Source organism: Comamonas sp. FUJ_7, assembly GCF_057369555.1.
Genome location: NZ_JBXXZI010000001.1, coordinates 140,326 through 160,918, shown reverse-complemented (window position 1 = coordinate 160,918; position 20,593 = coordinate 140,326). Strand labels below are relative to the sequence as shown.

At 59.2% G+C, this 20,593-nt stretch carries 21 protein-coding genes; 7 read left to right on the top strand and 14 right to left on the bottom strand.

The features are described from left to right. Positions 1–68 precede the first annotated feature (68 nt). The gene (locus tag AC2I9W_RS00785; RefSeq protein ID WP_486408187.1) at positions 69–1,991 is read right to left on the bottom strand and encodes a PrkA family serine protein kinase; all 1,923 of its coding nucleotides are present in this window, start codon (positions 1,989–1,991) and stop codon (positions 69–71) included. A 449-nt stretch (positions 1,992–2,440) separates the two neighbouring features. Next, positions 2,441–3,340 carry an EamA family transporter gene (locus tag AC2I9W_RS00780; RefSeq protein WP_486408186.1) on the bottom strand — a complete coding sequence of 300 codons (900 nt, stop codon included), beginning with the start codon at positions 3,338–3,340 and terminating at the stop codon, positions 2,441–2,443. An 87-nt stretch (positions 3,341–3,427) separates the two neighbouring features. Here AC2I9W_RS00780 and AC2I9W_RS00775 point away from each other — a divergent pair, with 87 nt between their 5' ends. Beyond that, entirely contained in the window at positions 3,428–3,895 is a 468-nt protein-coding gene (locus tag AC2I9W_RS00775) for an Lrp/AsnC family transcriptional regulator (RefSeq protein ID WP_158391047.1), read from the top strand. A 165-nt stretch (positions 3,896–4,060) separates the two neighbouring features. Continuing rightward, positions 4,061–4,369 carry a hypothetical protein gene (locus AC2I9W_RS00770; protein WP_486408185.1) on the top strand — a complete coding sequence of 103 codons (309 nt, stop codon included), beginning with the start codon at positions 4,061–4,063 and terminating at the stop codon, positions 4,367–4,369. A 31-nt stretch (positions 4,370–4,400) separates the two neighbouring features. Here AC2I9W_RS00770 and AC2I9W_RS00765 read toward each other — a convergent pair whose 3' ends face one another. After that, entirely contained in the window at positions 4,401–5,051 is a 651-nt protein-coding gene (locus AC2I9W_RS00765; RefSeq protein ID WP_486408184.1) for a LysE/ArgO family amino acid transporter, read from the bottom strand. Positions 5,052–5,147: 96 nt separating this feature from the next. Here AC2I9W_RS00765 and AC2I9W_RS00760 point away from each other — a divergent pair, with 96 nt between their 5' ends. Beyond that, positions 5,148–6,050 carry an HTH-type transcriptional regulator ArgP gene (locus tag AC2I9W_RS00760; protein WP_486408183.1) on the top strand — a complete coding sequence of 301 codons (903 nt, stop codon included), beginning with the start codon at positions 5,148–5,150 and terminating at the stop codon, positions 6,048–6,050. 61 nt (positions 6,051–6,111) lie between these two features. Here AC2I9W_RS00760 and AC2I9W_RS00755 read toward each other — a convergent pair whose 3' ends face one another. Continuing rightward, positions 6,112–6,609, bottom strand: coding sequence for a DUF2721 domain-containing protein (locus AC2I9W_RS00755; RefSeq protein WP_486408182.1), 498 nt, complete (start codon positions 6,607–6,609; stop codon positions 6,112–6,114). Between the two features lie 264 nt (positions 6,610–6,873). Between AC2I9W_RS00755 and AC2I9W_RS00750 the strand changes: the two genes are divergently transcribed. After that, positions 6,874–7,017: a DUF3149 domain-containing protein gene (locus AC2I9W_RS00750; RefSeq protein WP_158391042.1), complete on the top strand. Its 144-nt coding sequence runs from the start codon at positions 6,874–6,876 to the stop codon at positions 7,015–7,017. Between the two features lie 123 nt (positions 7,018–7,140). Here the strand turns inward: AC2I9W_RS00750 and AC2I9W_RS00745 are convergent, their stop codons facing one another. Together AC2I9W_RS00745 and AC2I9W_RS00740 are read right to left on the bottom strand one after the other, a co-directional pair. Then, positions 7,141–7,362, bottom strand: a complete 222-nt coding sequence (locus tag AC2I9W_RS00745; RefSeq protein WP_486408181.1) for a SlyX family protein — start codon at positions 7,360–7,362, stop codon at positions 7,141–7,143. Between the two features lie 2 nt (positions 7,363–7,364). Then, complete coding sequence (locus tag AC2I9W_RS00740) at positions 7,365–8,561, bottom strand: aminotransferase-like domain-containing protein (protein ID WP_486408180.1); 1,197 nt, start codon at positions 8,559–8,561, stop codon at positions 7,365–7,367. Positions 8,562–8,861: 300 nt separating this feature from the next. Here AC2I9W_RS00740 and AC2I9W_RS00735 point away from each other — a divergent pair, with 300 nt between their 5' ends. From AC2I9W_RS00735 to nth, 3 genes are all read left to right on the top strand, one after another. After that, positions 8,862–10,454 (top strand): collagen-like triple helix repeat-containing protein, encoded by a 1,593-nt coding sequence (locus tag AC2I9W_RS00735; protein WP_486408179.1) that lies wholly within the window; start codon positions 8,862–8,864, stop codon positions 10,452–10,454. A gap of 300 nt (positions 10,455–10,754) precedes the next feature. Next, entirely contained in the window at positions 10,755–12,314 is a 1,560-nt protein-coding gene (locus tag AC2I9W_RS00730) for a ShlB/FhaC/HecB family hemolysin secretion/activation protein (protein WP_486408178.1), read from the top strand. A gap of 85 nt (positions 12,315–12,399) precedes the next feature. After that, positions 12,400–13,056, top strand: coding sequence for an endonuclease III (gene nth / locus AC2I9W_RS00725; RefSeq protein ID WP_486408177.1), 657 nt, complete (start codon positions 12,400–12,402; stop codon positions 13,054–13,056). 57 nt (positions 13,057–13,113) lie between these two features. Here nth and cobT read toward each other — a convergent pair whose 3' ends face one another. The 8 genes from cobT to bluB all read right to left on the bottom strand — a co-directional run bounded on the left by cobT (position 13,114) and on the right by bluB (position 20,505). Beyond that, the gene (gene cobT / locus AC2I9W_RS00720) at positions 13,114–14,226 is read right to left on the bottom strand and encodes a nicotinate-nucleotide--dimethylbenzimidazole phosphoribosyltransferase (RefSeq protein WP_486408176.1); all 1,113 of its coding nucleotides are present in this window, start codon (positions 14,224–14,226) and stop codon (positions 13,114–13,116) included. A gap of 184 nt (positions 14,227–14,410) precedes the next feature. Further along, positions 14,411–14,836, bottom strand: coding sequence for a hypothetical protein (locus AC2I9W_RS00715; RefSeq protein WP_486408175.1), 426 nt, complete (start codon positions 14,834–14,836; stop codon positions 14,411–14,413). A 117-nt stretch (positions 14,837–14,953) separates the two neighbouring features. After that, positions 14,954–16,408 carry a cobyric acid synthase gene (locus tag AC2I9W_RS00710; RefSeq protein ID WP_486408174.1) on the bottom strand — a complete coding sequence of 485 codons (1,455 nt, stop codon included), beginning with the start codon at positions 16,406–16,408 and terminating at the stop codon, positions 14,954–14,956. Positions 16,409–16,432: 24 nt separating this feature from the next. Continuing rightward, the gene (locus tag AC2I9W_RS00705) at positions 16,433–16,825 is read right to left on the bottom strand and encodes a DUF3037 domain-containing protein (protein ID WP_486408173.1); all 393 of its coding nucleotides are present in this window, start codon (positions 16,823–16,825) and stop codon (positions 16,433–16,435) included. Then, positions 16,812–17,618: a HipA family kinase gene (locus AC2I9W_RS00700; RefSeq protein WP_486408172.1), complete on the bottom strand. Its 807-nt coding sequence runs from the start codon at positions 17,616–17,618 to the stop codon at positions 16,812–16,814. The genes AC2I9W_RS00705 and AC2I9W_RS00700 overlap by 14 nt, the downstream gene beginning before the upstream one ends. A gap of 46 nt (positions 17,619–17,664) precedes the next feature. Next, on the bottom strand, positions 17,665–18,684 hold the full coding sequence (locus AC2I9W_RS00695; RefSeq protein WP_486408171.1) for an aminotransferase class I/II-fold pyridoxal phosphate-dependent enzyme: 1,020 nt from the start codon (positions 18,682–18,684) through the stop codon (positions 17,665–17,667). Then, positions 18,677–19,759 (bottom strand): adenosylcobinamide-phosphate synthase CbiB, encoded by a 1,083-nt coding sequence (cbiB, locus tag AC2I9W_RS00690; RefSeq protein ID WP_486408170.1) that lies wholly within the window; start codon positions 19,757–19,759, stop codon positions 18,677–18,679. The genes AC2I9W_RS00695 and cbiB overlap by 8 nt, the downstream gene beginning before the upstream one ends. Then, entirely contained in the window at positions 19,756–20,505 is a 750-nt protein-coding gene (gene bluB / locus AC2I9W_RS00685; protein WP_486408169.1) for a 5,6-dimethylbenzimidazole synthase, read from the bottom strand. The genes cbiB and bluB overlap by 4 nt, the downstream gene beginning before the upstream one ends. Positions 20,506–20,593 lie beyond the last annotated feature (88 nt).

Sequence of the window (20,593 nt, the reverse complement as noted above, 5' to 3'; positions counted from 1 at the left end):
CATCTCCAGGGGCTGTCTCAACCATCACACGAATGGAGCACGCGGTGCCCCATCCGCTCGTCATAGCCTCAGCTGCTCTTGCGTACACGCAAGTACCACTCGCACAGCAGACGCACCTGCTTGGATGTATAGCCCTTGGCTTCCATGCGCGTGACAAAGTCCTGGTGCTTGCGTGCATCCTCGGCGCTGGCCTTGGCATTGAAGCTGATGACCGGCAGCAGCTCCTCGGTGTTGGAGAACATCTTCTTCTCGATCACCGCGCGCAGCTTTTCATAGCTGGTCCAGCTCGGATTCTTGCCCTGGTTGTTGGCCCGTGCGCGCAGCACGAAGTTGACAATCTCGTTGCGAAAATCCTTGGGGTTGGCAATGCCTGCGGGCTTTTCCACTTTCTCCAGTTCGGCATTCAGCGCACTGCGATCAAACACTTCTCCGGTATCCGTGTCGCGGTACTCGCTGTCCTGAATCCAGTAGTCGGCATAGGTCACATAGCGGTCAAAGATGTTCTGCCCATATTCGCTATAGCTCTCCAGATAGGCCGTCTGGATTTCCTTGCCGATGAACTCCGCATAGCGCTGCGACAGGTACTCCTTGATGAAGCCGATGTACTTGGTCTCCATCTCGGCCGGGAACTGCTCGCGCTCTATCTGCCGCTCCAGCACATACATCAGATGCACAGGGTTGGCCGCCACTTCGGTGCTGTCGTAGTTGAAGACCTTGGCCAGAATCTTGAAGGCAAAGCGGGTCGATATTCCCTCCATGCCTTCATCCACACCCGCATAGTCACGGTACTCCTGATAGCTCTTGGCGCGTGGATCGGTGTCCTTGAGGCTTTCACCGTCATAGACCTGCATCTTGCTGAAAAGGCTGGAGTTCTCGGGCTCCTTCAGGCGCGTTAGCACCGAAAACTGCGCCATCATCTTGAGCGTGCCAGGCGCGCAGATAGCGTTGGCCAACGATGACTCGCGAATCAGTTTTTCATAGATCCTGACTTCCTCGCTCACACGCAGGCAGTACGGCACTTTAACGATGTAAATGCGGTCCAGAAACGCCTCGTTGTTCTTGTTGTTGCGGAAGGCCTTCCACTCGCTCTCGTTGCTGTGCGCCAGCACCACGCCATCAAACGGTATGGCGCCAAAGCCTTCCGTGCCCTTGTAATTGGCTTCCTGTGTCGCAGTCAGCAAAGGGTGCAGTACCTTGATGGGCGCCTTGAACATTTCGACAAACTCCAGCAACCCCTGGTTGGCCAGGCACAGACCGCCCGAATAGCTGTACGCATCCGTGTCGTCTTGCGAGAAATTCTCCAGCTTGCGAATGTCGACCTTGCCCACCAGGCTGGAGATATCCTGGTTGTTCTCATCGCCCGGCTCTGTCTTGGCAATGCCGATCTGCTTGAGGATGCTCGGGTAGCGCTTGACAACGCGGAACTGGCGAATGTCCCCGCCAAACTCTTCCAGCCGTTTCACGGCCCAGGGCGAGAGCACATGCTGCAGGCTGCGGCGCGGGATGCCGAACTCCTCCTCCAGAATCGGTCCGTCCTCGACCGGATCAAACAGGCCCAGTGGCGACTCGTTCACGGGCGAGCCCTTGAGGGCGTAGAACGGCGCTTTCTGCATCAGGTATTTGAGACGCTCGGCAATCGAGGACTTGCCGCCGCCCACAGGGCCGAGCAAGTAGAGAATCTGCTTGCGCTCTTCCAGCCCCTGCGCCGCATGGCGGAAAAAGCTCACCACCTGCTCGATGGCATCTTCCATGCCATAGAACTCGGAAAACGCGGGGTAGCGGCGGATGACCTTGTTGGCAAACAGCCTCGACAGGACAGGATCATTGCGCGTATCGACCATCTCCGGCTCGCCAATGATGGCGAGCATGCGCTGCGCTGCGCTGGCATAAGCCATAGGATCTTTCTGGCAAAGGGTGAGGTACTCGTCCAGGGACATTTCCTCTTCACGCAAACGGACATAGCGGGCTGCGGAATTGCTGATGACATCCATAAGACCTCCCGTGGCGACACCCTGGCTCGAACAGTGCCGCAAAGTTGCATGGCATTCGTGACTGTGTGCATTCGTTGTAGCACCTCAACCTGGATTTGAACAGGCCGACATTCCTACAAATTTGCTGCGCAAGCTGCACTCAAAGCATGGCGTTTTCTGCATTGAAAAACCCCGCTTCCAAACCGTTTTTATCGCTGCCAACGCAGCGCTCAGAACGCCGTATGTGTCTGCCAGCACTGAAGTTTTCCGGTGAGCGAAAACCAGGACAAAACCGCTGCGCCTCATGCCTGAACAGGACATAAAAAAAGCGCTACCGGAGTAGCGCTTTGCAGGACAGAAGCTACAAAAACAAGAGCTGACAACGCATGCCTCAAGGGTTATTCACTAGCAATATTTACCCAAATCATTAGTTAGCAAGCGCTAGCTGCACTGTTTTTAATAGCATCCATTTATCCAGCACTCGCTGTCGATGCATCCTGCACAACGCGTTTGACAGTCCCTCGTGTCATGGCGCTGCCCATGGCAGCCGCCATGATGCAGGCGATGGCAGCCCACTGCATAGTGCTGAGGTTCTCGCTCAGCAGCAGCATGCCCATCAGTGCAGCGATGGCTGGCTCGGTAGCGAGCGCAATGCCAAAGGTAGCCGGAGGAAGGCGGCGCAAAGCCATCATCTCCAGCGTGTAGGGCAAGGCACTGGAGATGGCAGCCACCATCAGCCCGAACAGCAAGATGGATGGTGTCAGCAGCTTGGCCCCCGCTTCAGCCACACCAAATGGCACCACCACCAGGGCTGCGCACAACAATCCCAGAGAAACGGCCTGACCGCTGGGAATATGGCCCAGTCTGCGTCCGAGCACGATGTACAAAGCCCAGCAGATCGCCGCGCCCAGCGCGCAGGCAATACCTACAGCAGACAGGTGTACGCCCTGAGAGTGCACGCCCAGCGGCAAGATCATGGCAAGACCGATGACCGCCAGCACCAGCCAGACAAAATCCACGGCCCGGCGCGAGTAATAAATGGCCACGGCCAGTGGCCCGGAAAACTCAATGGCCACGGCCAGGCCAAAGGGAATATCACGCAGCGCCATGTAGAACATCAGATTCATACCGCCAAGGGCCGCGCCAAAAGCGAGCAAGGCCAGTGCGTTTTGGCGGTTGAGCGGCCAGCGCCAGGGACGCCAGATACACACCAGAATCAAGGCTGCAAAACCCACGCGCAAGGCCGATGTCCCCTGCGCTCCGACCACAGGGAACAGCTGCTTGGCCAGCGAGGTACCGACACCCAGCGCTGTCACCGACCCCAACACAGCCAGCACCGGCCACCAATGATTCCAACTATTTTTTGACATAGGTGGATACGATATTGCACATCACCCGTTGAATTTGCTCATTTTCCGTATGGAATCTGCAAGTTTCGCTCTCAATGCCCCATCACCATGCCTGTTGCCGACCTGGACTCCTTCGACCGCGCCATTCTTGCCCTACTGCAGCGCGACAACCTCATGCCTCAGCGCCTGATTGCCGAGCACATCAATCTGTCGGCGCCTGCCGTGCAACGGCGCATAAAACGCCTGCAGGAAACCGGGGTGATTTCCGCCAATGTGGCCGTGCTGGAGCCCGGACATATTGGCCGCACGCTGACAGCCATCATCACCGTGCAACTGGTCAATGACAGGCCAGACCTGTCACGTGACTTCAAGGCGCGCATCAGCGCCGAAGCTGCCGTGCAGCAATGCTTTTATGTCACGGGCGAGACCGATTACATCCTCATCGTCACCGCCACCGACATGGAGGACTACCAAGCGATCTGTCGGCGTCTCTTTGAAGGAGATGACAACATTCGCCGCTACAGCACCTCGATTGCGCTGGAGCGCGTCAAGACAGGACTGCAAATGCCCATTTGAAGTTTCTGCACAGCGAGCCGCCAGCTTGACCCAGCCTTGACGCCGCGCATACCGGCTTGCTGCCCCTTGCTCGGGCACTGGCAGCGCAAGAAACAAAATACAACAATCACATCAGACGCATTCCTATTTCGAAATGCATACCCCGTCCACTTTGCAGGAGACATGATGGGCATCCCTTCCAGCACCTCGCCCGACATGGCTGCACTGATCGCCGAGCGAACCAAGGAAAAATATGCCCAGGACTACTACTCAAGGCGCGAGCAAGTGACGATCTCTTTTCGCGGCGATATTGCAGAGCAGCACAACTACGACAAGATTCGCCCCCTCTCCCAGGCCCAGCGCCACGGCAAGCACATGGTGGCACTTGAGGGACAGAGCCAGAAAACCGGGATAACGCGGTTTTACCGCATTGAGTGCAATAGCTGGAACCTGATCGAGGCTGTGGGCCTGTGGGAGCAGACCGCGGCAAGCTGACCCCAGCGCCAGCGCTTGTCCGAACTCCTGCTCAGATTTCCATAGCCCAGGCGCTGCTTGCCACCCACCAGGCCAGCCCCAGCATCATCACTCCGGTAATGCCGTCCATGACTTGCCAGGCTCTGGGATTGGCAAAACAATGCCGCAACCGTCGCCCAGCCAAAGCCAGCAGCACAAACCAAAGGCAACTGGCCGATGCCGCCCCAATCACATAGGACCAGCGGCCCGCTCCCTCTTGTTGCGCACCGATAGAGCCCATTAGCAGCACCGTATCCAGATAGACATGGGGGTTGAGCAAGGTGATTGCGGCCAGGGCAGCCAGCACACTCATCATTCCGCGTGGAGCGCTCTGCGGCTCTTGTGCGTCCATGGCGGCATCGGATGCCAGCCACATACGCCGGAATGCAAACAGTCCATACGCCAACAAGAAAGCCGCGCCGCCCAGCGTCAGATACTGCGCCAGTGACGGGTAACGGGCCAGCATTTGCGCCATGCCCGCCACCCCCAGGGCCACCAGCAAAGCATCACTGAGCACACACAGCGCCACGCAGGACTTCACATGCTTGCCTTGCACAGCCTGGCGCAGCACATAAAGATTCTGGGCACCAATCGATGCAATGAGCGAAGCGCACACCGTAAAGCCTGCAATCCAGGCGGAATAGAAATTAGTTGTTGTGTCCATGGCCTACCTCTTTGAACTCTCTTCAGCGGCACGGATTCTGCGGCGGCACATCACTTAAGTAAAATTACATTTACTCAACTTGATGAAGAGTTTCTAATGTTTGACTACGCAGGTCTGGAAGCCCTGGCCGCCGTGATGCGTGAGGGCAGCTTCGAGCGTGCAGCGCGCAAGCTTCATGTCACGCCGTCTGCCGTTTCACAGCGCATCAAACTGCTGGAGGAGCGCGTCGGCCAAGTACTGGTGCTGCGCGGCAATCCCTGCACGGGTACGGAGGCTGGCCGACGCCTTTGTCTGCATGTCGAACAAGTGGCCCTGCTTGAAAACGACTTGCGCCGCAAGAACCCGGAACTGGTTCCCGAAGGACAGGCCACGCCCCCTTCTCTCAAGCTGGCGGTGAATGCCGACTCCCTTTCCATCTGGTTCATGGATGCCATGGCAGCCTTCACACAGGACGGCAACGAGCTGCTGGACATCAGCATTGACGATCAGGACCACACGGCCAAGCGCCTCAAGGAAGGTGAAGTCATGGCCGCTGTTACCGCCACCGGAACCGCCATCACAGGCTGCAATACCTGGCCGCTGGGGCGCATGCGCTATGTGGCCGTCGCCAGCCCCGGGTTCATTGCACGCCACCTGCCGCAGGGTATCAGTGCGAAGACCATGGCTCGTGCACCCATGATGTGCTACGGGCGCAAGGACAGCCTTCAGGATGTCTGGCTGCAGCAACTGGGCGTGGACGGCAGACGCAACGCCGTGCGCCACTTTCTGCCCTCGCTGCAAGGCTATACGCGCGCTCTGGAGCTGGGCATGGGCTGGGGCGTGCATGCCGTGCAGCTGATCGAGTCACAGCTGCGGCAAGGCACGCTGCTGGAGCTGGCACCCGAGCGAGACATCTACATTCCCATGTACTGGTGCCATACCCGCAGCGCGCAGCAAAGCCTTCAACGACTGACGGACTGCGTCATTCAGGCTGCAGCTGCTTGGTTAGAGCCAATGTAAATAAAGATAGCTATCAGCGCTTACCAGATAAGGGCTTGAGGCACTTTTTATATGTTTTTCTCTAGACGGGATTGGAATCATCCGTCACATGACGCACTGCAGCCTTGGCCTGGCTGAGCATGTGAAAGTCCAGAATGCGCGTGGCCATGATGGTTTCCCAGAGAAAACAGCACAGGGCCAGCACAAAGGCCAGCACCCCCAGCAAAAAGCTGAATACGGCATAACGCTGACCGCTGACGCCATAAGCTTCCCCGACAAACAGCAAGACGATGGTCAGGCCAATGCACATGCCGCACATGGTGAGCAAGCCAATGGAGACATTCGCCAGTCGCCCACGCTCGCGCAGAAAGTGCAACTCCTTCAGGTAACGGGCAATCAGGTCATGATCGTCCAAGGTACGCAGGCTTTCCTCAAGCTTGCGGGCTCTGTCGATGATGCGGGCCAATCGCCCGGCGACAGAGCCGATCATGCCGGCCACGGCTGTCAGAAAAAAAACCGGTGCTACAGCCAGTTGAATGCTGTGGGTAACGGTCTGGGCGTCAATGGACCAGATGCTCATGGTGTCCTCAAAATCCGCGGGCGTTCTCAGCGGCTATTTTCATGCACAAAAGTCAGCTCTGTTGTGACTTGAAGGCATTCCAGGCATCTCTCACATCGCTATCGAAACTGTTTCAGCGCTTTTGCGCTGCCCAATCCACTCTGATTGACGATAAGTGCAGGCTGATTGCTCCAGCGCAAACCCGCCAACGCCACGGTTTGATGCAACGCAATCCCTCGAGCCCTCCCGGCGGCCATAGTGAGAGCAATTCAACCGGGAGGCCTTATGAAGCTGATGATTGATCTCTTTTCCACCGACTATGGACTGATGAGTCTGGCCGTGATTGTGCTGATCATCGTCATGGCCGCTTTCTTTACCCGGCTCTTCATGGGCAAGATGAAAAACATTGCCAGCACACCGCTGGAGTGACGCCAAAGTTCATAGCATTTCGCCCATGGCCTGCCTTGAGTTGCTGACAGTCTGACGCGGATAGGGTGCAAAAAGGCCGGAGCTTTCGCTTCGGCCTTTTTATTGGAAGGATCCAAGTGCCTGTCAGTAATGCGGCGGCAATTCATCGCGCAGGTTGCGAACTGCAGCGCCCCCACCTTCTGGTGCCTGACGCTTGAGCTCTCGCACCTCGTTGATCAGCAAGTCAATTTGCTGCTGTTGACGATAAACCGTCATATTGAGCTGCTCAAGCAAATCCTCGGTATAGCTGGCTTTGATCTCCAGCTCCATGATTCGCTCTTGCAGCGCTTCTTGCTCATCCCTCATATTCAGCCCTTGAGTGCTTTTGCCAAGCGTGTAATCCCTTCGCGGATCTTGTCCTCGTCGGCCGTGGCAAACGACAGGCGGAAGGTGGCGTTGTCCGGGTTCTGCGCATAAAAAGGTGCGCCGGGCACAAAGGCCACACCTTGCTCGATGGCTCGCTTCGCCAGCTCACCGGCATCAGCCAGCTGACCGCGCGCGCCCGTCAGACGCACCCACATGAACAGGCCACCGGCGGGCTGCACAAACTCAATGGCATCGCCGAGCTGCTCGCGCAGCGCATCGCCCATGGCCTTGGCACGCTGGGCATAGACCTCGCGCACATGGGCCAGGGTTTTGGGCATGACACCGGACTTCAGATACTGGGCGGCTGTGGCCTGCGCAAAGGTGCTAGTGTGGGCGTCGCTGAACTGCTTGCACATCACAGCGCGGGCCAGCAGCTCGGGCTGGGCAATCAGCCAGCCAATACGCAGGCCGGGGCTGAGCACCTTGGACAGCGAGCCACAATGCGCCAGCCATTCACGGCTGCCCTGCACTTCGCGGCTCAGCGACAGCAGGCTGGCAGGCGGCGCGGCGTCAAAGTACAGGTCGCCGTAGGGATCGTCTTCCACCACCAGGGTCTGGTACTTCACTGCCAGCTCCAGCACCTTATTGCGGCGCTCCAGGCTCAGCATGGCACCGCTGGGGTTGCCGAAAGTGGGAATCAGATAGACCAGCTTGGGCTTGTGCTCGGCAATCAGCTTTTCCAGCTCGTCGGTCTTGACTCCATGCTCATCCACAGGCGCCGAGATCACTTCTGCGCCATACAGGCGAAAGCACTGAATCGTGGCCAGAAAGGTGGGGCCTTCAACGATGACCTTGTCACCCTCGCCCACCATGGTCTTGCCCAGCAAGTCCAGCGCCTGCTGGCTGCCGGTGGTGACGATGAGCTGCTCGGGGGCCACATCGGGAACGCCCTTGCTGGCCATGAACGTCGAGAGCTGCTCGCGCAATGGCTGGTAGCCCTCGGTTGCTCCGTACTGCAATGCAGCGCCAGCCTCTTGCTCCAGAGCCTTGGCAGAAGCGGCGCTGATGCCAGCCACGTCAAACATGGCGCTGTCCGGAAAGCCACCCGCAAAGCTGATGATGCCGGGCTTGCCAAGCAGTTTGAACAGTTCACGAATCGCAGAGGTTTCTACGTTATTGAGTCGATTGGCAAATTGCATACGTTTTTTGGATTAAGGCGCTAAAGAAATCTCGTCGCTGCTTGAGCGGCAAACGCCCATTGTGGCGCGCGCAAGCCCACCAGAGGGGAGAAATGTCTTTTTGTAGGAGCTATTCCAGCTTCGCAGTAATCAAACTCCTACCAACTTCTTAAAGTTGATAGATATTGTTAATTATGTACAGCTTCGTGTCTCAAACTATGAATTGGACAGTGCCAAGCCTCTGCCAAGAACATACACCTACCTATCCACAGACCGCGTAGTCAACGGATTTTTTTCACTAGTTTTTGGGATGGAGGATTTATGCGTACTACTACTTTCAACAGCAAGGCATTGTCTGCCGCGATTGCCGACAAGAGCGCGTTGAGCCTGCGCAGTCTGTGCGCCGTAGCACTGATTGCCAGCTTGGCAGCCTGTGGCTCCAGCGGCTCTTTGCGCAGTGACCTGGGGCCTGGAGGCACTGGTGGAGGCGACATTGTCGGTAGTGGCGGCACTAACGGCGGCGCAGGAGGCGGCGGCGGTGTCATCGTAGGTGGTGGAGGTAACAACGGCGGCGGTGGCGGTAATGGTGGTGGCGGTAATGGTGGTGGCGGTAATGGTGGTGGCGGTAATGGAGGCGGCGGCAACGGAAGCAATCCATCTCCAGTAATCACTCCTCTTACTCCTGTACGAGACACGGTAGCGGATGTCACAGGCACCGTAGGCAGTGCCACGGGCGTCATCGCGGATGTCAACTCGGTAGTCACTTCTGTTCTGGGCTCCGCCACCAATGGCACGCCATTGAGCGGCGTAGCTCAGCCAGCTAGCGGCATTCTTGGCAATGTCAACAATGCGGTCAACAGCGTAGGCGGCGGTGTCAGTGCAGGCCTGGGACAAATCGGCAATACAGCCGACCCCGTGGGTACCACTTTGCAGGGCGTTGCACCAGCCGTTGGTTTTCTGGGGGGAGCAGTCGGAGCCGCAGGCCAGACCGTCAGTGCTCTTGACAAACCTCAACTGGGCCTTGTCGGTGATGTAGCCGGTCTGGCTGGCGGCACGGTGCAAGTTCTGGGCACAACCATCTCCGGCCTCGAAGGCACCGTAGCCCATTTGACCAATAACCAGCTGGTCACCGGTCTGACCACTCAGGTCGGGCAGGTTGTCACGCCAGTGCTAAGCACCGTTTTGGGTACGACCCAGAACCTGGTTCAAACTGCTGGCCTGGCTCAGCCCGTCAACAATCTTCTGGGCACCGTAGGCGGCGTTGTCAACCATGTGGGAGCCGCAGTGACCGGTACAGGTGTCCCCATTGTTGCGCCTCTGGGCGGCGTAGTCTCCGGAGTTGGACAGACTGTAGCGGGCCTGGGCGGGGTTGTCGCAGGCGTACCCACAGGTACAGGTGTTAACGGTGGTCTGCTGGGCGGCGTGCTTGGCAATGTCACCGGCGGCGCCAATGGATCGGCCGGTGCAGGCAACCTGGTAGGCGGTGTGCTGAGTACGGCCACAGGTCTGGTTGGAGGCGTCACAGGCGGAGTTGCAGGAGGTGGCAGTTCGGGCGGCTCTGCAGGCGCTGGCGGCGCGGGTAACCTGGTCGGCGGCGTTCTCGGCAGCGTCACCGGTCTTGTCGGTGGCTTGGGCGGCGCAACTGGCGGTGCTGTTGGCGGCACCGTCGGCGGTAGCGTCACAGTCGGTGGCTCTGCAGGTGCAACAGGTGGCGCAGTCACTGGTCTGGTCGGCAATACTGTTGGTGCAGTGACAGGTTTGGTCGGTGGCGTACTTGGTGGTGTAACTGGCGGCCTCTCCGGTGGTGCGACCGCGGGAGCAGGCGCAACCGGCGGCGCAACAGCCACTGGGTCTGGCGGTCTTCTGGGAGGCCTACTAGGTGGACTGGGCGGCACTGTTGCCACCAGCAAATAATAAACAGCCCACGGCGGTGAAAGCTGAAACCGCGTGAGCCGGGCCCGCGTTCTGGCGGGCTTTTTTACGACATCCTCATACACAGCTGTGAAGATGTAAGGAACAATGAGAAACATAAAAAGAGAACAGGAGGGACTTTTGCAGTCAACAGCAAAAACACAACGCCTAAAAGCCCAGCGTCAGTTAAGCGTCGCGGCTCAGGCAGTTGCACTTGCCGCACTTTCATCTTGGTCCTGGGCTCAGCCTACAGGTAATCCGCTCAACAGCCTTCCCCAGACACCCGAATCTGCCAAACATCTGTTGCCCCATCAGCAAGAGGTACAGATACAGATAGAGCAGCCACAGACCAGCCCCCAGGACATCGTCAATCAACGTCTCAACGTGCGCGGCGTCAACGTACAGGGCAGTACGGCGATTCCTTTTGAAGAGGTCAGTGCGCTCTTCACTCCGTTCATCAACGGCACTCACACGGTGGGTGAGCTGAATGTGGCCACGCAGAAAGTCAGTGAGCTGTATCAGCGTCATGGCTATGCACTGTCCTTTGCCTACCTGCCCCCACAAGACTTTGCCAATGGCACAGTGCAGGTTATCGTCGTAGAAGGCTATGTACAGAGCCTGAACCTTGAAGGCAATTTCGGCCGGTCCGAAGACCTGTTGCGTGAGCTGGCTCAGCCCCTGCTCAACGAAAGGCCGCTGACCGCCAAGACTTTTCAAAAGCAAACCCAGCTTATGGCAAGGCTGCCAGGTGTTCAGATCACGGCTTCGGCCAGCCTGCCAACGACCACGGATGGCGCCGTGCCTCTGGTCATCAAATCCAAGCACAAACCGGTTGCTTTCACTCTTGGAGGCGAAGCACGCAAACCCACACCACGCCTGATTGCCTCGGTCACGCTGAACGATCCTCTGTGGTCAGGCAGCCAACTGCAGGCATCGGCCATGCTGGAGAACCCCGATAAGGAGCGTTTTGCCACCATTGGTTTCACCCAGCAACTCTCTGCGCAAGGCACGCAGGCACGGCTCAGCTACTCCGACTATCGAAGCTTCAACCCACCCGCCACGCGCACGCCGGGCATTGATGACCTGACTCAGCAACGCAAGCTCGACTTCAATCTCAGCTACCCGTGGATTTTGAGCAACACCAACCAGCTCATCACAACGGCGGGTCTGTATGCCATTGATTACAGCCGTGAGCTGGCCGACAGCCAAGTTTCTTTGCTACGCAAGGAAGATGTGCGCACGCTCTACGCACAAATGGCGTGGAGCTCTTTTGGCCCCAATACCGTGCGCTCGGCATCGGTGCTACTGGCTCGTGGGCTGAACAGCATGGGAGCCTATAAAAACACGGATCTACTCGTGGGCAGCCAGCTCTACCCGCTGGTCAATCCCGCAAAGCTGGATTTCACCCGCATCACAGGGGATTACTCTCAGCGCCACCGCTTTGCCAACAAAATGGGCGCTGCCTTTGCAGTAAGCGGGCAATACAGCGGCGACATTCTGCCCACGCCTGAAAAAATCTCGTTTGGCTCGACCCGCTATGGCAGAGGCTACCAAGCGGGTGAGTTCTCGGGAGACTCCGGCATGGGGGCCAGTGCAGAGCTGAACTACCAGCACCCGCTCAATCAGGCATGGATCAAGTCTGTAGAGCCTTATGTGCTGTATGAGTGGGCTCGCACCAAGCATCAGACCAGCGGCATCAAGGGCAACACGCTGCGCTCAGCCAGCTTGGGTCTGCGGGTCTCCGACAACCGCCACTACGCGCTGGATGTCGCCATGAGCAAGCCACTGGGTGATCACTCCATCTACAACCCTGATCGCAAGATGCGCTACAGCCTGGTGCTCAGCTATAACCTGGATCCCTGATCCTGCTTCCTCGAAGACCTGAGCCGCTGCACAATGCAGCGGCTTTTCTTTTTCAAGCGCCGCGACCACGGGCCACAATAGCGCCATGAAGAAAAGCGATATAGCGCCGTTTTTTGCCGTTCTCAAGGCCGCCAACCCCACTCCTCAGACCGAGCTTGAATACACCACTGTCTTTGAGCTTCTCACCGCAGTTTTGCTGTCGGCACAAGCCACCGACGTCGGCGTCAACAAGGCCACGCGCAAGCTGTTTCCGGTCGCCAATACTCCCCAGGCGATTCTGGATCTGGGTCTGGAAAGGCTGGAGAGCTATATCAAGACCATCGGCCTGTACCGCAGCAAAGCCAAGCATTTGATGGAGACTTGCCGCATGCTGGTGGAGTTGCATGACAGCAAAGTCCCCGACACGCGTGAAGCTCTGGAAGCACTGCCTGGCGTAGGCCGCAAGACTGCCAATGTGGTGCTCAATGTGGCCTTTGGCCAGCCCACCATGGCGGTGGACACGCATATCTTTCGTGTCAGCAACCGCACGGGCCTGGCCCCCGGCAAGAACCCGCTGGAGGTTGAAAAGCAGCTGCTCAAACGTGTGCCCGCTGAATATGCCGTGGATTCGCACCACTGGCTGATTCTGCTGGGCCGCTATGTCTGCCAGGCACGCAAGCCGCGTTGCTGGGAGTGCGTAGCCTCGCAGTACTGTGACTTCAAGCCCAAGACTCCAGCACCCCCGGCTGGAAAAAGGGGTTGAATCAGCGCTTAACCCTTATCAATAAAGCGCTGACAGCTATCTATTTTGACAACCTCATCAGCTTTTGGTGCTGACGCCCGCCGACTCGAAACTGGCCATCTCATTGAGCATGGTGCAGGCCGACTGCAGCAGAGGCCATGCCAGCGAAGCGCCTGAGCCCTCTCCCAGGCGCAGTTGCCAGTCCAGCAAGGCCTGAGCCTGCAAATGCGCCAGCATGCGCGAGTGACCAGGCTCACCCGAGCGGTGCGAATACACGCAGCGCTGCAGCACATGAGGCTGCAATCGGCTGGCCACCAGCACGGCAGCCGTCGTGATGAAACCATCGACCACAATCACGCGCCGCTCGACTGCGGCCTGCAAGACAGCCCCAGCCATGGTCGCTATTTCCAGCCCGCCCATGGCGGCCAGAGCGTCCATAGGCTCAGTGACATCGGCATGAAAATCCAGCACCTGCTTGAGCACAGCGATCTTGCGCGTCAAGCCTTCGCTATTCAGACCCGTACCAACTCCGGTCACTTCTTCCACAGGCTCACCACACAGGCGCGCCAGCAGCAATGAAGCACTGGAGGTATTGCCAATCCCCATCTCCCCCAGCAGCAAGGCATTGCCCGGCAGCTTTTTGATCAGTTCGGCACCGTTGCGCAAAGCCATTGCGCACTCCTGCTCTGTCATCGCTGGTCCTTGGCTGCAATCGGCCGTTCCATAGGCGATCTTGCGCCGCCACAGTCGCGGCTCACCGTCTCGCGGCAGCTTGTGCTCGGGGTCTTGCTCTCGCACTTCAAAGTCACGGGCCACACCGCAGTCCACGACATTCAGCGCTACGCCATTCTGTCGCGACAGCACGCTGACTGCTGCTCCACCCGCCAGAAAGTTCTCGACCATTTGCCAAGTCACATCGACGGGATAGGCTGACACACCTTGCGCGGCCAGCCCATGGTCTGCAGCAAACACCACCATTTGAGGTTCTTGCAGTTCAGGATTCTCACTACCGGTAATACAGGCCAGGCGCAGCGCCAATTGCTCCAGAACACCCAGAGACCCCTGTGGCTTGGTCTTGACATCCAGCCGGTGCTGCACACGGGCTTGCAGCAGTTCGTCGTGAATATCGGGAACCTCAGGACAGCTCCAGATGGTGGACAAGGCGGCTTCGGAAAGGGGTGCGGAACTCATGCTTGCAGTCATTGCCGGTATATCAGACCTCAATACCCTCCACCACCGGTGTTGCAGAAGGCATGTTTTTGCGATTGGGCAAGTATCGCGCTTTCATCATGGTCAAGACAGCAAGTTCAGCAATAGCGCACGACAGACATGAAAAAGGCCCCGAAGGGCCTGAGCTGAAAATGCAGCAAAAGCATCAGCGAATGATTTCTTCCACCGTGACTTCTCGCAAGATACCGCCATCCTTGACCGAGCCACTGACCGCACCATCCTTGACGCGCGCCATGCAGGCCTGCTGATCGACCTCGGTTTTGAACACGCTGCAGCGGGCATAGGCGTTGCGCTGGTACTGGCTCAAGCCCTGGCCGTCATCAAGCCTGCCTCTTTGGGCTTCCGCCTTGGCTGCAGCCGCTTCACGCGCTGAAGAGTTGCCGCCATCCATGCCACGCGGGCCTTTGCGGTGGTGATGGTGATGCTTTTTCATCGCAGGCCTGGCGGCATCCATTGCTGCTGCTTCTGCCGCAGGTTTGGCCTGATCGACCTGCGCACTGGCCAGACCCGCCACCGACAAGGCGACAGCCCCCAAAGCCAACTGAAGCGTCCGAACCTTGAAAAAAGCCATATCTAACTCCATTCCAAAAAGTGAATAGCGTTGCCAGCTTGCGCTCACTCCAGGCTGCGGCTTATCGGTTTAGCGCACATGGGCTTGAAAGAGCTTTCCTACAAGTCACACCTGCCATTAAAGCGATTCGGCCTCAAACCATTGAGCCACACCTTGCGCCAGCCGTGCAAACACCTGGTCCAGACTGGGCGCAGCATGGCCGAACAGGGCGTGGACCACTTCGGCGTTTTCAAACAGCCCATGCAGATAGCTGCCGATCACAGCCGGATTGCCGCCTTGCCACAGCATGCCGGGCAGCAGCTCTTGCGCTGGCTGATCGCTGCCGGCCTGCATATCGGCCCGCAACTGGGTCTGTCCGTGGTGGATTTCATACCCGCGTGCTTGCACTCCGCTCAAGACCTTCCAGGGGGCCTGTAGCTCGGGCAAGGTCAGCTTGGTGGGCTGCACCGTTTTGTCTTGCGCAAACAAGGTGACCAGCGGCAGCAGCCCCAGGCCTGCGGCATTGCCATCCACACCGTGCAAATCAATCAGGGCTTCGCCCAGCATCTGCAGACCACCGCAAATGCCCAGCACCCGCTTGCCCTCCTTGGCGTGCTGAGCTACCGCGGCATCCAGGCCTTGCTCTCTCATCCACGCCAAGTCCGCCGCCGTGGCCTTGCTACCCGGCAAGATGACCCAATCCGCATCGGTAATTGGCGCGGGCGAGCGTGCCCACACCACACGCACGCCGGGCACTTGCAGCAGGGGTTGAAATTCATCCAGATTGCTGATGCGCGGATAAGCCACGATGGCAATCGTGGTGTGAATAGCCTGCCCCGCCCCGGTACTGCCTCGGTCATCAAACACGCCATCTTCTTCTGGCAGGCCATGCTGGAACTGCATGGGAATGCAGGCCACCGTAGGAATACCGGTCTTTTCTTGCAGCATCTGCGGCGCAGGCGCCAGCAAAGCGGCATCGCCCCGAAATTTGTTGAGCACAAAGCCCTTGATGAGTTGTTGCTCATCCTCTGGCAACAGCGCCCAGGTGCCGTAGAGGTGCGCAAAGGCACCGCCCCGGTCAATATCGGACACCAGCAAGCAATGCGCGTTGCAATGCTTGGCCACGCGCATGTTCACCACATCGCTGGCGTGTAGATTGATCTCGGCGGGAGAGCCCGCACCCTCGATCACCACCACATCGTTTTCGGCCCGCAGCGCATCCAGCGCCTTCGCAATCTGCGGCCAGACCTTCAGACTGCGGCCGCGCCAGGGCATGGCGCTGAGTTCATCATCCACCTGGCCGAACAGCACGACCTGACTGCGCGTATCAGCCTCGGGCTTGAGCAGCAACGGATTCATGCGCACATCGGGCACCGCCCCTGCCGCCAATGCCTGCAGATACTGGGCGGTGCCGATTTCGCCCCACTTTCCATCAGGCGTAGCCACAACACGCGCGTTATTGCTCATGTTCTGCGCCTTGAAGGGTGCAACCTTCAGACCCTGGCTACGGTAGTAGGCGCACAGCGCCGTGGCCACCCAGCTTTTGCCTGCGCCACTGCTGGTGCCCAGCACCATGATGCAACGTGCTGTCATCTATCAGTTCTCTCTAGATATGCGTTAAGACAAAGGCAACACCACACGCTGCATGATGCGCTGCAACGCTTCGCCCGGCTGGGTGCACTGCCCCATGTGCGAGGGCGAGGTCTGAATGATGCTGCTGCGCTTGGCAGTCAGCCAGTGGTAGCGCGCACGCAAGGGCAACTGTGCAATCGGCCCAGCATCGGCACGGCCCTCGCAAATCGCCACGATGGAGCCCAGGTGTCTATGCACGGCCTCCAGATCCACATTCGGATCCAGCGCCAGCAGTCGCTTCTCGTCAAGCGCAATGGCCGCCTGCAAGAAACCGCTGAGCTGGCAGGACAGAATCACACCCGCGTTGACAAATTCCTCACGCTCCACACGCGGCACGACCCGTACCACGGCATAGTCGTACACCTCATACGCGGGCATCGATCACTCCTTGCAGCCAGCGACCACGATCCGCCAGACGGGCCACAAAATAATTCACATACGCCGTGCGATGCGCCTGCACGTCTTTCAGTGCATCGTCATCCTTGTCGGCAGCGGCCAGCTCCAGAAAACAGTCAGGCACCTCGTCAACAATGGCTTGCAGCACCTCGGGAGTCAGCATGGCCGCCAGTTCGGCATCGACTGCTGCCAGCTTCGATGCCTGAGGCAGCAGCACATGCTCGCTGCTGGGCGCAAACGGCTTGGCCGGGTCGGCAACCGTGCCCTTCCAGGCGTGATGAAACGTCAGACTCGCACCATGATCGATCAGCCAGGGCTGCTTTTTGCACATGAGCATATTGGTGTTGCGCGCCGTGCGGTCCACATTGCTGATCAGCGTGTCAAACCACACCAGGCGTGAGGCAAAGTCATCATCCACCCCATCCACCGCCGGGTCGAAGTTGATGGAGCCGGGCAGATAGTCCAGCCCCACATTCAGTCCGTCGCTGGCGCGAATCAGATCTTGAATCTCAGGATCGGACTCGGTGCGTGCCAAGTCACCGTTGAGGTGCAGCAGCACGACCTCCGGCACCGGCAGACCCAGTGCCCGCGCGATGCCGCCCGAGATGATCTCGGCAATCAAGGCCCGCACGCCCTGACCGGCTCCCCGAAACTTGAGCACATAGGTGCCCAGGTCATCGGCCTCGACAATGGCGGGCATGGAGCCACCTTCACGCAGCGGCGTGACATAGCGCTCTACCCGCACAGAGCGCAGCTTCAGAGTTTCAGTGTCCATGACAGAAATAGTAGCGCCTTGCGCCCATGAAGTCTGGGCTGCAAGGTTATTTGATGCTTTCCCGGATTGACTTCCAGGCCTGCTCCAGCGCCGCCTGCGATACCGGCGGCAAAACACCCAGGCGCACATGACTGGGCAAGCCAAAGCTTTCGCAATCGCGCAGCTTGACGCCCTTCTTGCGCAAAGCAGACAGTGCTGCGCTCATATCGCCTACCGGCACATGTGCCACAAAATAATTGGCCTGATGGCCCGGCAACACCTGCCAGCCCAGTCGTTCGCACAACGCCAGTTGCTGAGCCTTCCAGCGACTCAGCGTGCCGCGGCTTTGCTGCAGCCACTGCTGCACCTCATCCGTCACCCAGGCCTGCAGCATGGCCACGCCGTGCGATCCCACCACCCAGGACGGGGCCAGTGCATTCAGTGCCTGCAAATCGGCCTCGGCGGCATGCTCAGGGGCAATGGCATAGGCCGCGCGCACCCCCGTCATGCCCAGAGCCTTGTTGGGTGTCCACAATTGCCAGAGATCATCCATGGAGCGCTCAGGAGCATCGCCCTCCAGCCACAGCGGTCGATAAGCGCAGTCCAGCAAGCGCCACTCTTTGGGACGCGGCGCCTGCTGCCAGGCGGGCCAGATATCTTCCACGCGACCCAGCGGACTGGACGGCTCACAGGCCCAGCTCAAAGCGGGCACCGCCAACGCCTCCAAACGCCCCTGCAGCGCCAGTCGCCAGACCCGCGCCGCCTGCAGGTAGTCGCCATAGTGATGCTGCGGAAATTGCACGCTTTTGGCACCGCTGCGTACGGCATGCAAGGTGATGCGGTGAATCAGCTCGCTGCTGCTTGCGCCCATCACAATGCGCTGCAGCGCCACACCGTGAAAGGCCGCCAGTTGCTCGCGCAGCTCGGTGTAATGCGGATCGGGGTACTGCGCCACATGGGCCGCCTGCAGCAGCCGTACCGCCGTGGGGCAAGGCCCACAGGCGTTGCGATTGGTCGAAAAATCATGGGCGGGCACGCCCAGCGCATCGGTGCCGCCATGCGTGGCAGCGGCCTTCATATCAAACATTACCCAGCAGCTTCCCCATCCATAGCGCCATCAAAACCATAGCTATCAGCGCAATCGCTACCTGCACTCCAAGCACTTTAGAGGCCAATTTTACGGAGTTCTGCAAATCCGCAGCTTCGGGCGCCCTACCCAGGGCATTGAGCTGGTAGACGCCGGGTTTGGAAAGCCGCACCCCCAAAGCCAGCGCCATGGCCCCCATGGGCCAGCCGCCATTGGGCGAAGGAGTCACCGCCGCATCGCGCTTCAAGTCAGACCACGACAGGCCACCGGCCACCAGCGCCAGCCACAGCGCAGTCAGGCGCGCCGGAATCCAGTTGAGCACATCGTCGGCCCGTGCCGCCCATTTACCCGCCCATTGCCAGTGGCGACGCTTATCGCCCTGACCACGCCAGCCGGGGTAGCCCCACATGGCATCGGCGGTATTGGCCAGTCGATAGACGGCCGCACCGGGCAGACCGGCCACGGCAAACCAGAACAGCGGGGCAATGACGGAATCGCTGAGGTTCTCTGCCAGTGTCTCGATGGCGCTTTCGCGCACGGTGGCCGCATCCAGCTGCGTGGTGTCACGGCTGACCAGCCAGCTCAGGCGCTCGCGCCCTGCGGGCAGAGACTGCTGCAAGGCGGCCTCTACGGCCAACACTTCATCCTTGAGCATGCGCCAGGACAGCAGCGGCTTGAGCAGCACCCCCATGACCAGCCCCCAGGCCCACCAGTCGGCAAAGCCCAGCATGAACTGCAGCAGTCCATAGATTATAAAAAACAGAGCTGCAAGCAAAGTCCAGACAATGGTTGCAAGGCAAAAACGCATGAAATCTTTTGGGACTTCCGTGCGCGGTGCAATGGCCTGCCCGACCCATCCCAGCAGCTTGCCCATCAACACCACAGGGTGCAGCCACACGGGCGGCTCACCCCAAAGCCTGTCCAGCAACAAGGCCACGAGCACGGCCAGCAGACCGGCCTGCAGATTGCGCGCCCAGTTGAGTGCCGCCAACGGCTCTGCGGTGAAAGCCTGATACAACCAGGCCAGTGGACTGAGAGAAAGACCGATCAGCTCAGTCCAGCCAAAACCTGTCATGCGCCCGCTTTTCCTTGGCCGGAGCCATTCACCGGCGTGCCGGTTTGTGATTGACCTGTAGCCGCTGAAACGCGGGAGTCGTCCCAGACGTCATCCATCAGCATGTCTTGCAGCGGGGCGCGACTGGCCCATTTCTCCTGCTGCAGCATGGGCTCGGCGTAATAAGCATCCACCGGCCCCAGGCACAGCACGCCCAGCGGGTGCGCGCCCTCAGGCATCTTGAGCAGTTGCGCCAACTCCAGCGGGTCAAAAATCGACACCCAGCCCATGCCCAGCCCTTCGGCACGCGCAGCCAGCCAGAGGTTTTGAATGGCGCAGGCGCTGCTGGCAATGTCCATCTCGGGCAAGGTGCGGCGGCCAAAAATATGCGCTTCGCGGCCCGGCGGCATGGCGACGACCAGCACTTCGGCGGCATCGAGCACGCCCTGCACCTTGAGCTTCATGAAGTCTTCTTCGCGCTCGCCCAGCGCATGGGCGGTGCGCACGCGCTCTTGCTCCACCAGCGCATGAATCTGCTGGCGCAGCGCCAAGTTTTTGACGCGGATAAAGCGCCAGGGCTGCATAAAGCCGACGCTGGGCGCATGGTGCGCAGCGCGCAGCAGACGCAGCAGCACGTCCTCCCCCACCTGCCCACCCGAAAAGTGGCGCATGTCGCGACGCTCATAAATGGCGCGGTAAACCGCCGCCCGCTCCGCCTCGGTAAAAGGCGTGGCAGGAATGGTGGGAGATGGTTGTGCTTGTGACATGACGCAATTGTCGCCCTTTGGGGGCTGTGCAGAGGCTTCACAGATACCCGCAGCCACCGCGTTTTTCCAGCCTCCGTCAAAACAACAA

Excerpts from the sequence above, each read along its gene's own strand:
- AC2I9W_RS00785 (WP_486408187.1), bottom strand. The coding sequence starts at position 1,991 with ATGGATGTCATCAGCAATTCCGCAGCCCGCTATGTCCGTTTGCGTGAA.
- AC2I9W_RS00780 (WP_486408186.1), bottom strand. The coding sequence starts at position 3,340 with ATGTCAAAAAATAGTTGGAATCATTGGTGGCCGGTGCTGGCTGTGTTG.
- AC2I9W_RS00775 (WP_158391047.1), top strand. The coding sequence starts at position 3,428 with ATGCCTGTTGCCGACCTGGACTCCTTCGACCGCGCCATTCTTGCCCTA.
- AC2I9W_RS00770 (WP_486408185.1), top strand. The coding sequence starts at position 4,061 with ATGGGCATCCCTTCCAGCACCTCGCCCGACATGGCTGCACTGATCGCC.
- AC2I9W_RS00765 (WP_486408184.1), bottom strand. The coding sequence starts at position 5,051 with ATGGACACAACAACTAATTTCTATTCCGCCTGGATTGCAGGCTTTACG.
- AC2I9W_RS00760 (WP_486408183.1), top strand. The coding sequence starts at position 5,148 with ATGTTTGACTACGCAGGTCTGGAAGCCCTGGCCGCCGTGATGCGTGAG.
- AC2I9W_RS00755 (WP_486408182.1), bottom strand. The coding sequence starts at position 6,609 with ATGAGCATCTGGTCCATTGACGCCCAGACCGTTACCCACAGCATTCAA.
- AC2I9W_RS00750 (WP_158391042.1), top strand. The coding sequence starts at position 6,874 with ATGAAGCTGATGATTGATCTCTTTTCCACCGACTATGGACTGATGAGT.
- AC2I9W_RS00745 (WP_486408181.1), bottom strand. The coding sequence starts at position 7,362 with ATGAGGGATGAGCAAGAAGCGCTGCAAGAGCGAATCATGGAGCTGGAG.
- AC2I9W_RS00740 (WP_486408180.1), bottom strand. The coding sequence starts at position 8,561 with ATGCAATTTGCCAATCGACTCAATAACGTAGAAACCTCTGCGATTCGT.
- AC2I9W_RS00735 (WP_486408179.1), top strand. The coding sequence starts at position 8,862 with ATGCGTACTACTACTTTCAACAGCAAGGCATTGTCTGCCGCGATTGCC.
- nth (WP_486408177.1), top strand. The coding sequence starts at position 12,400 with ATGAAGAAAAGCGATATAGCGCCGTTTTTTGCCGTTCTCAAGGCCGCC.
- cobT (WP_486408176.1), bottom strand. The coding sequence starts at position 14,226 with ATGAGTTCCGCACCCCTTTCCGAAGCCGCCTTGTCCACCATCTGGAGC.
- AC2I9W_RS00715 (WP_486408175.1), bottom strand. The coding sequence starts at position 14,836 with ATGGCTTTTTTCAAGGTTCGGACGCTTCAGTTGGCTTTGGGGGCTGTC.
- AC2I9W_RS00710 (WP_486408174.1), bottom strand. The coding sequence starts at position 16,408 with ATGACAGCACGTTGCATCATGGTGCTGGGCACCAGCAGTGGCGCAGGC.
- AC2I9W_RS00705 (WP_486408173.1), bottom strand. The coding sequence starts at position 16,825 with ATGCCCGCGTATGAGGTGTACGACTATGCCGTGGTACGGGTCGTGCCG.
- AC2I9W_RS00700 (WP_486408172.1), bottom strand. The coding sequence starts at position 17,618 with ATGGACACTGAAACTCTGAAGCTGCGCTCTGTGCGGGTAGAGCGCTAT.
- AC2I9W_RS00695 (WP_486408171.1), bottom strand. The coding sequence starts at position 18,684 with ATGTTTGATATGAAGGCCGCTGCCACGCATGGCGGCACCGATGCGCTG.
- cbiB (WP_486408170.1), bottom strand. The coding sequence starts at position 19,759 with ATGACAGGTTTTGGCTGGACTGAGCTGATCGGTCTTTCTCTCAGTCCA.
- bluB (WP_486408169.1), bottom strand. The coding sequence starts at position 20,505 with ATGTCACAAGCACAACCATCTCCCACCATTCCTGCCACGCCTTTTACC.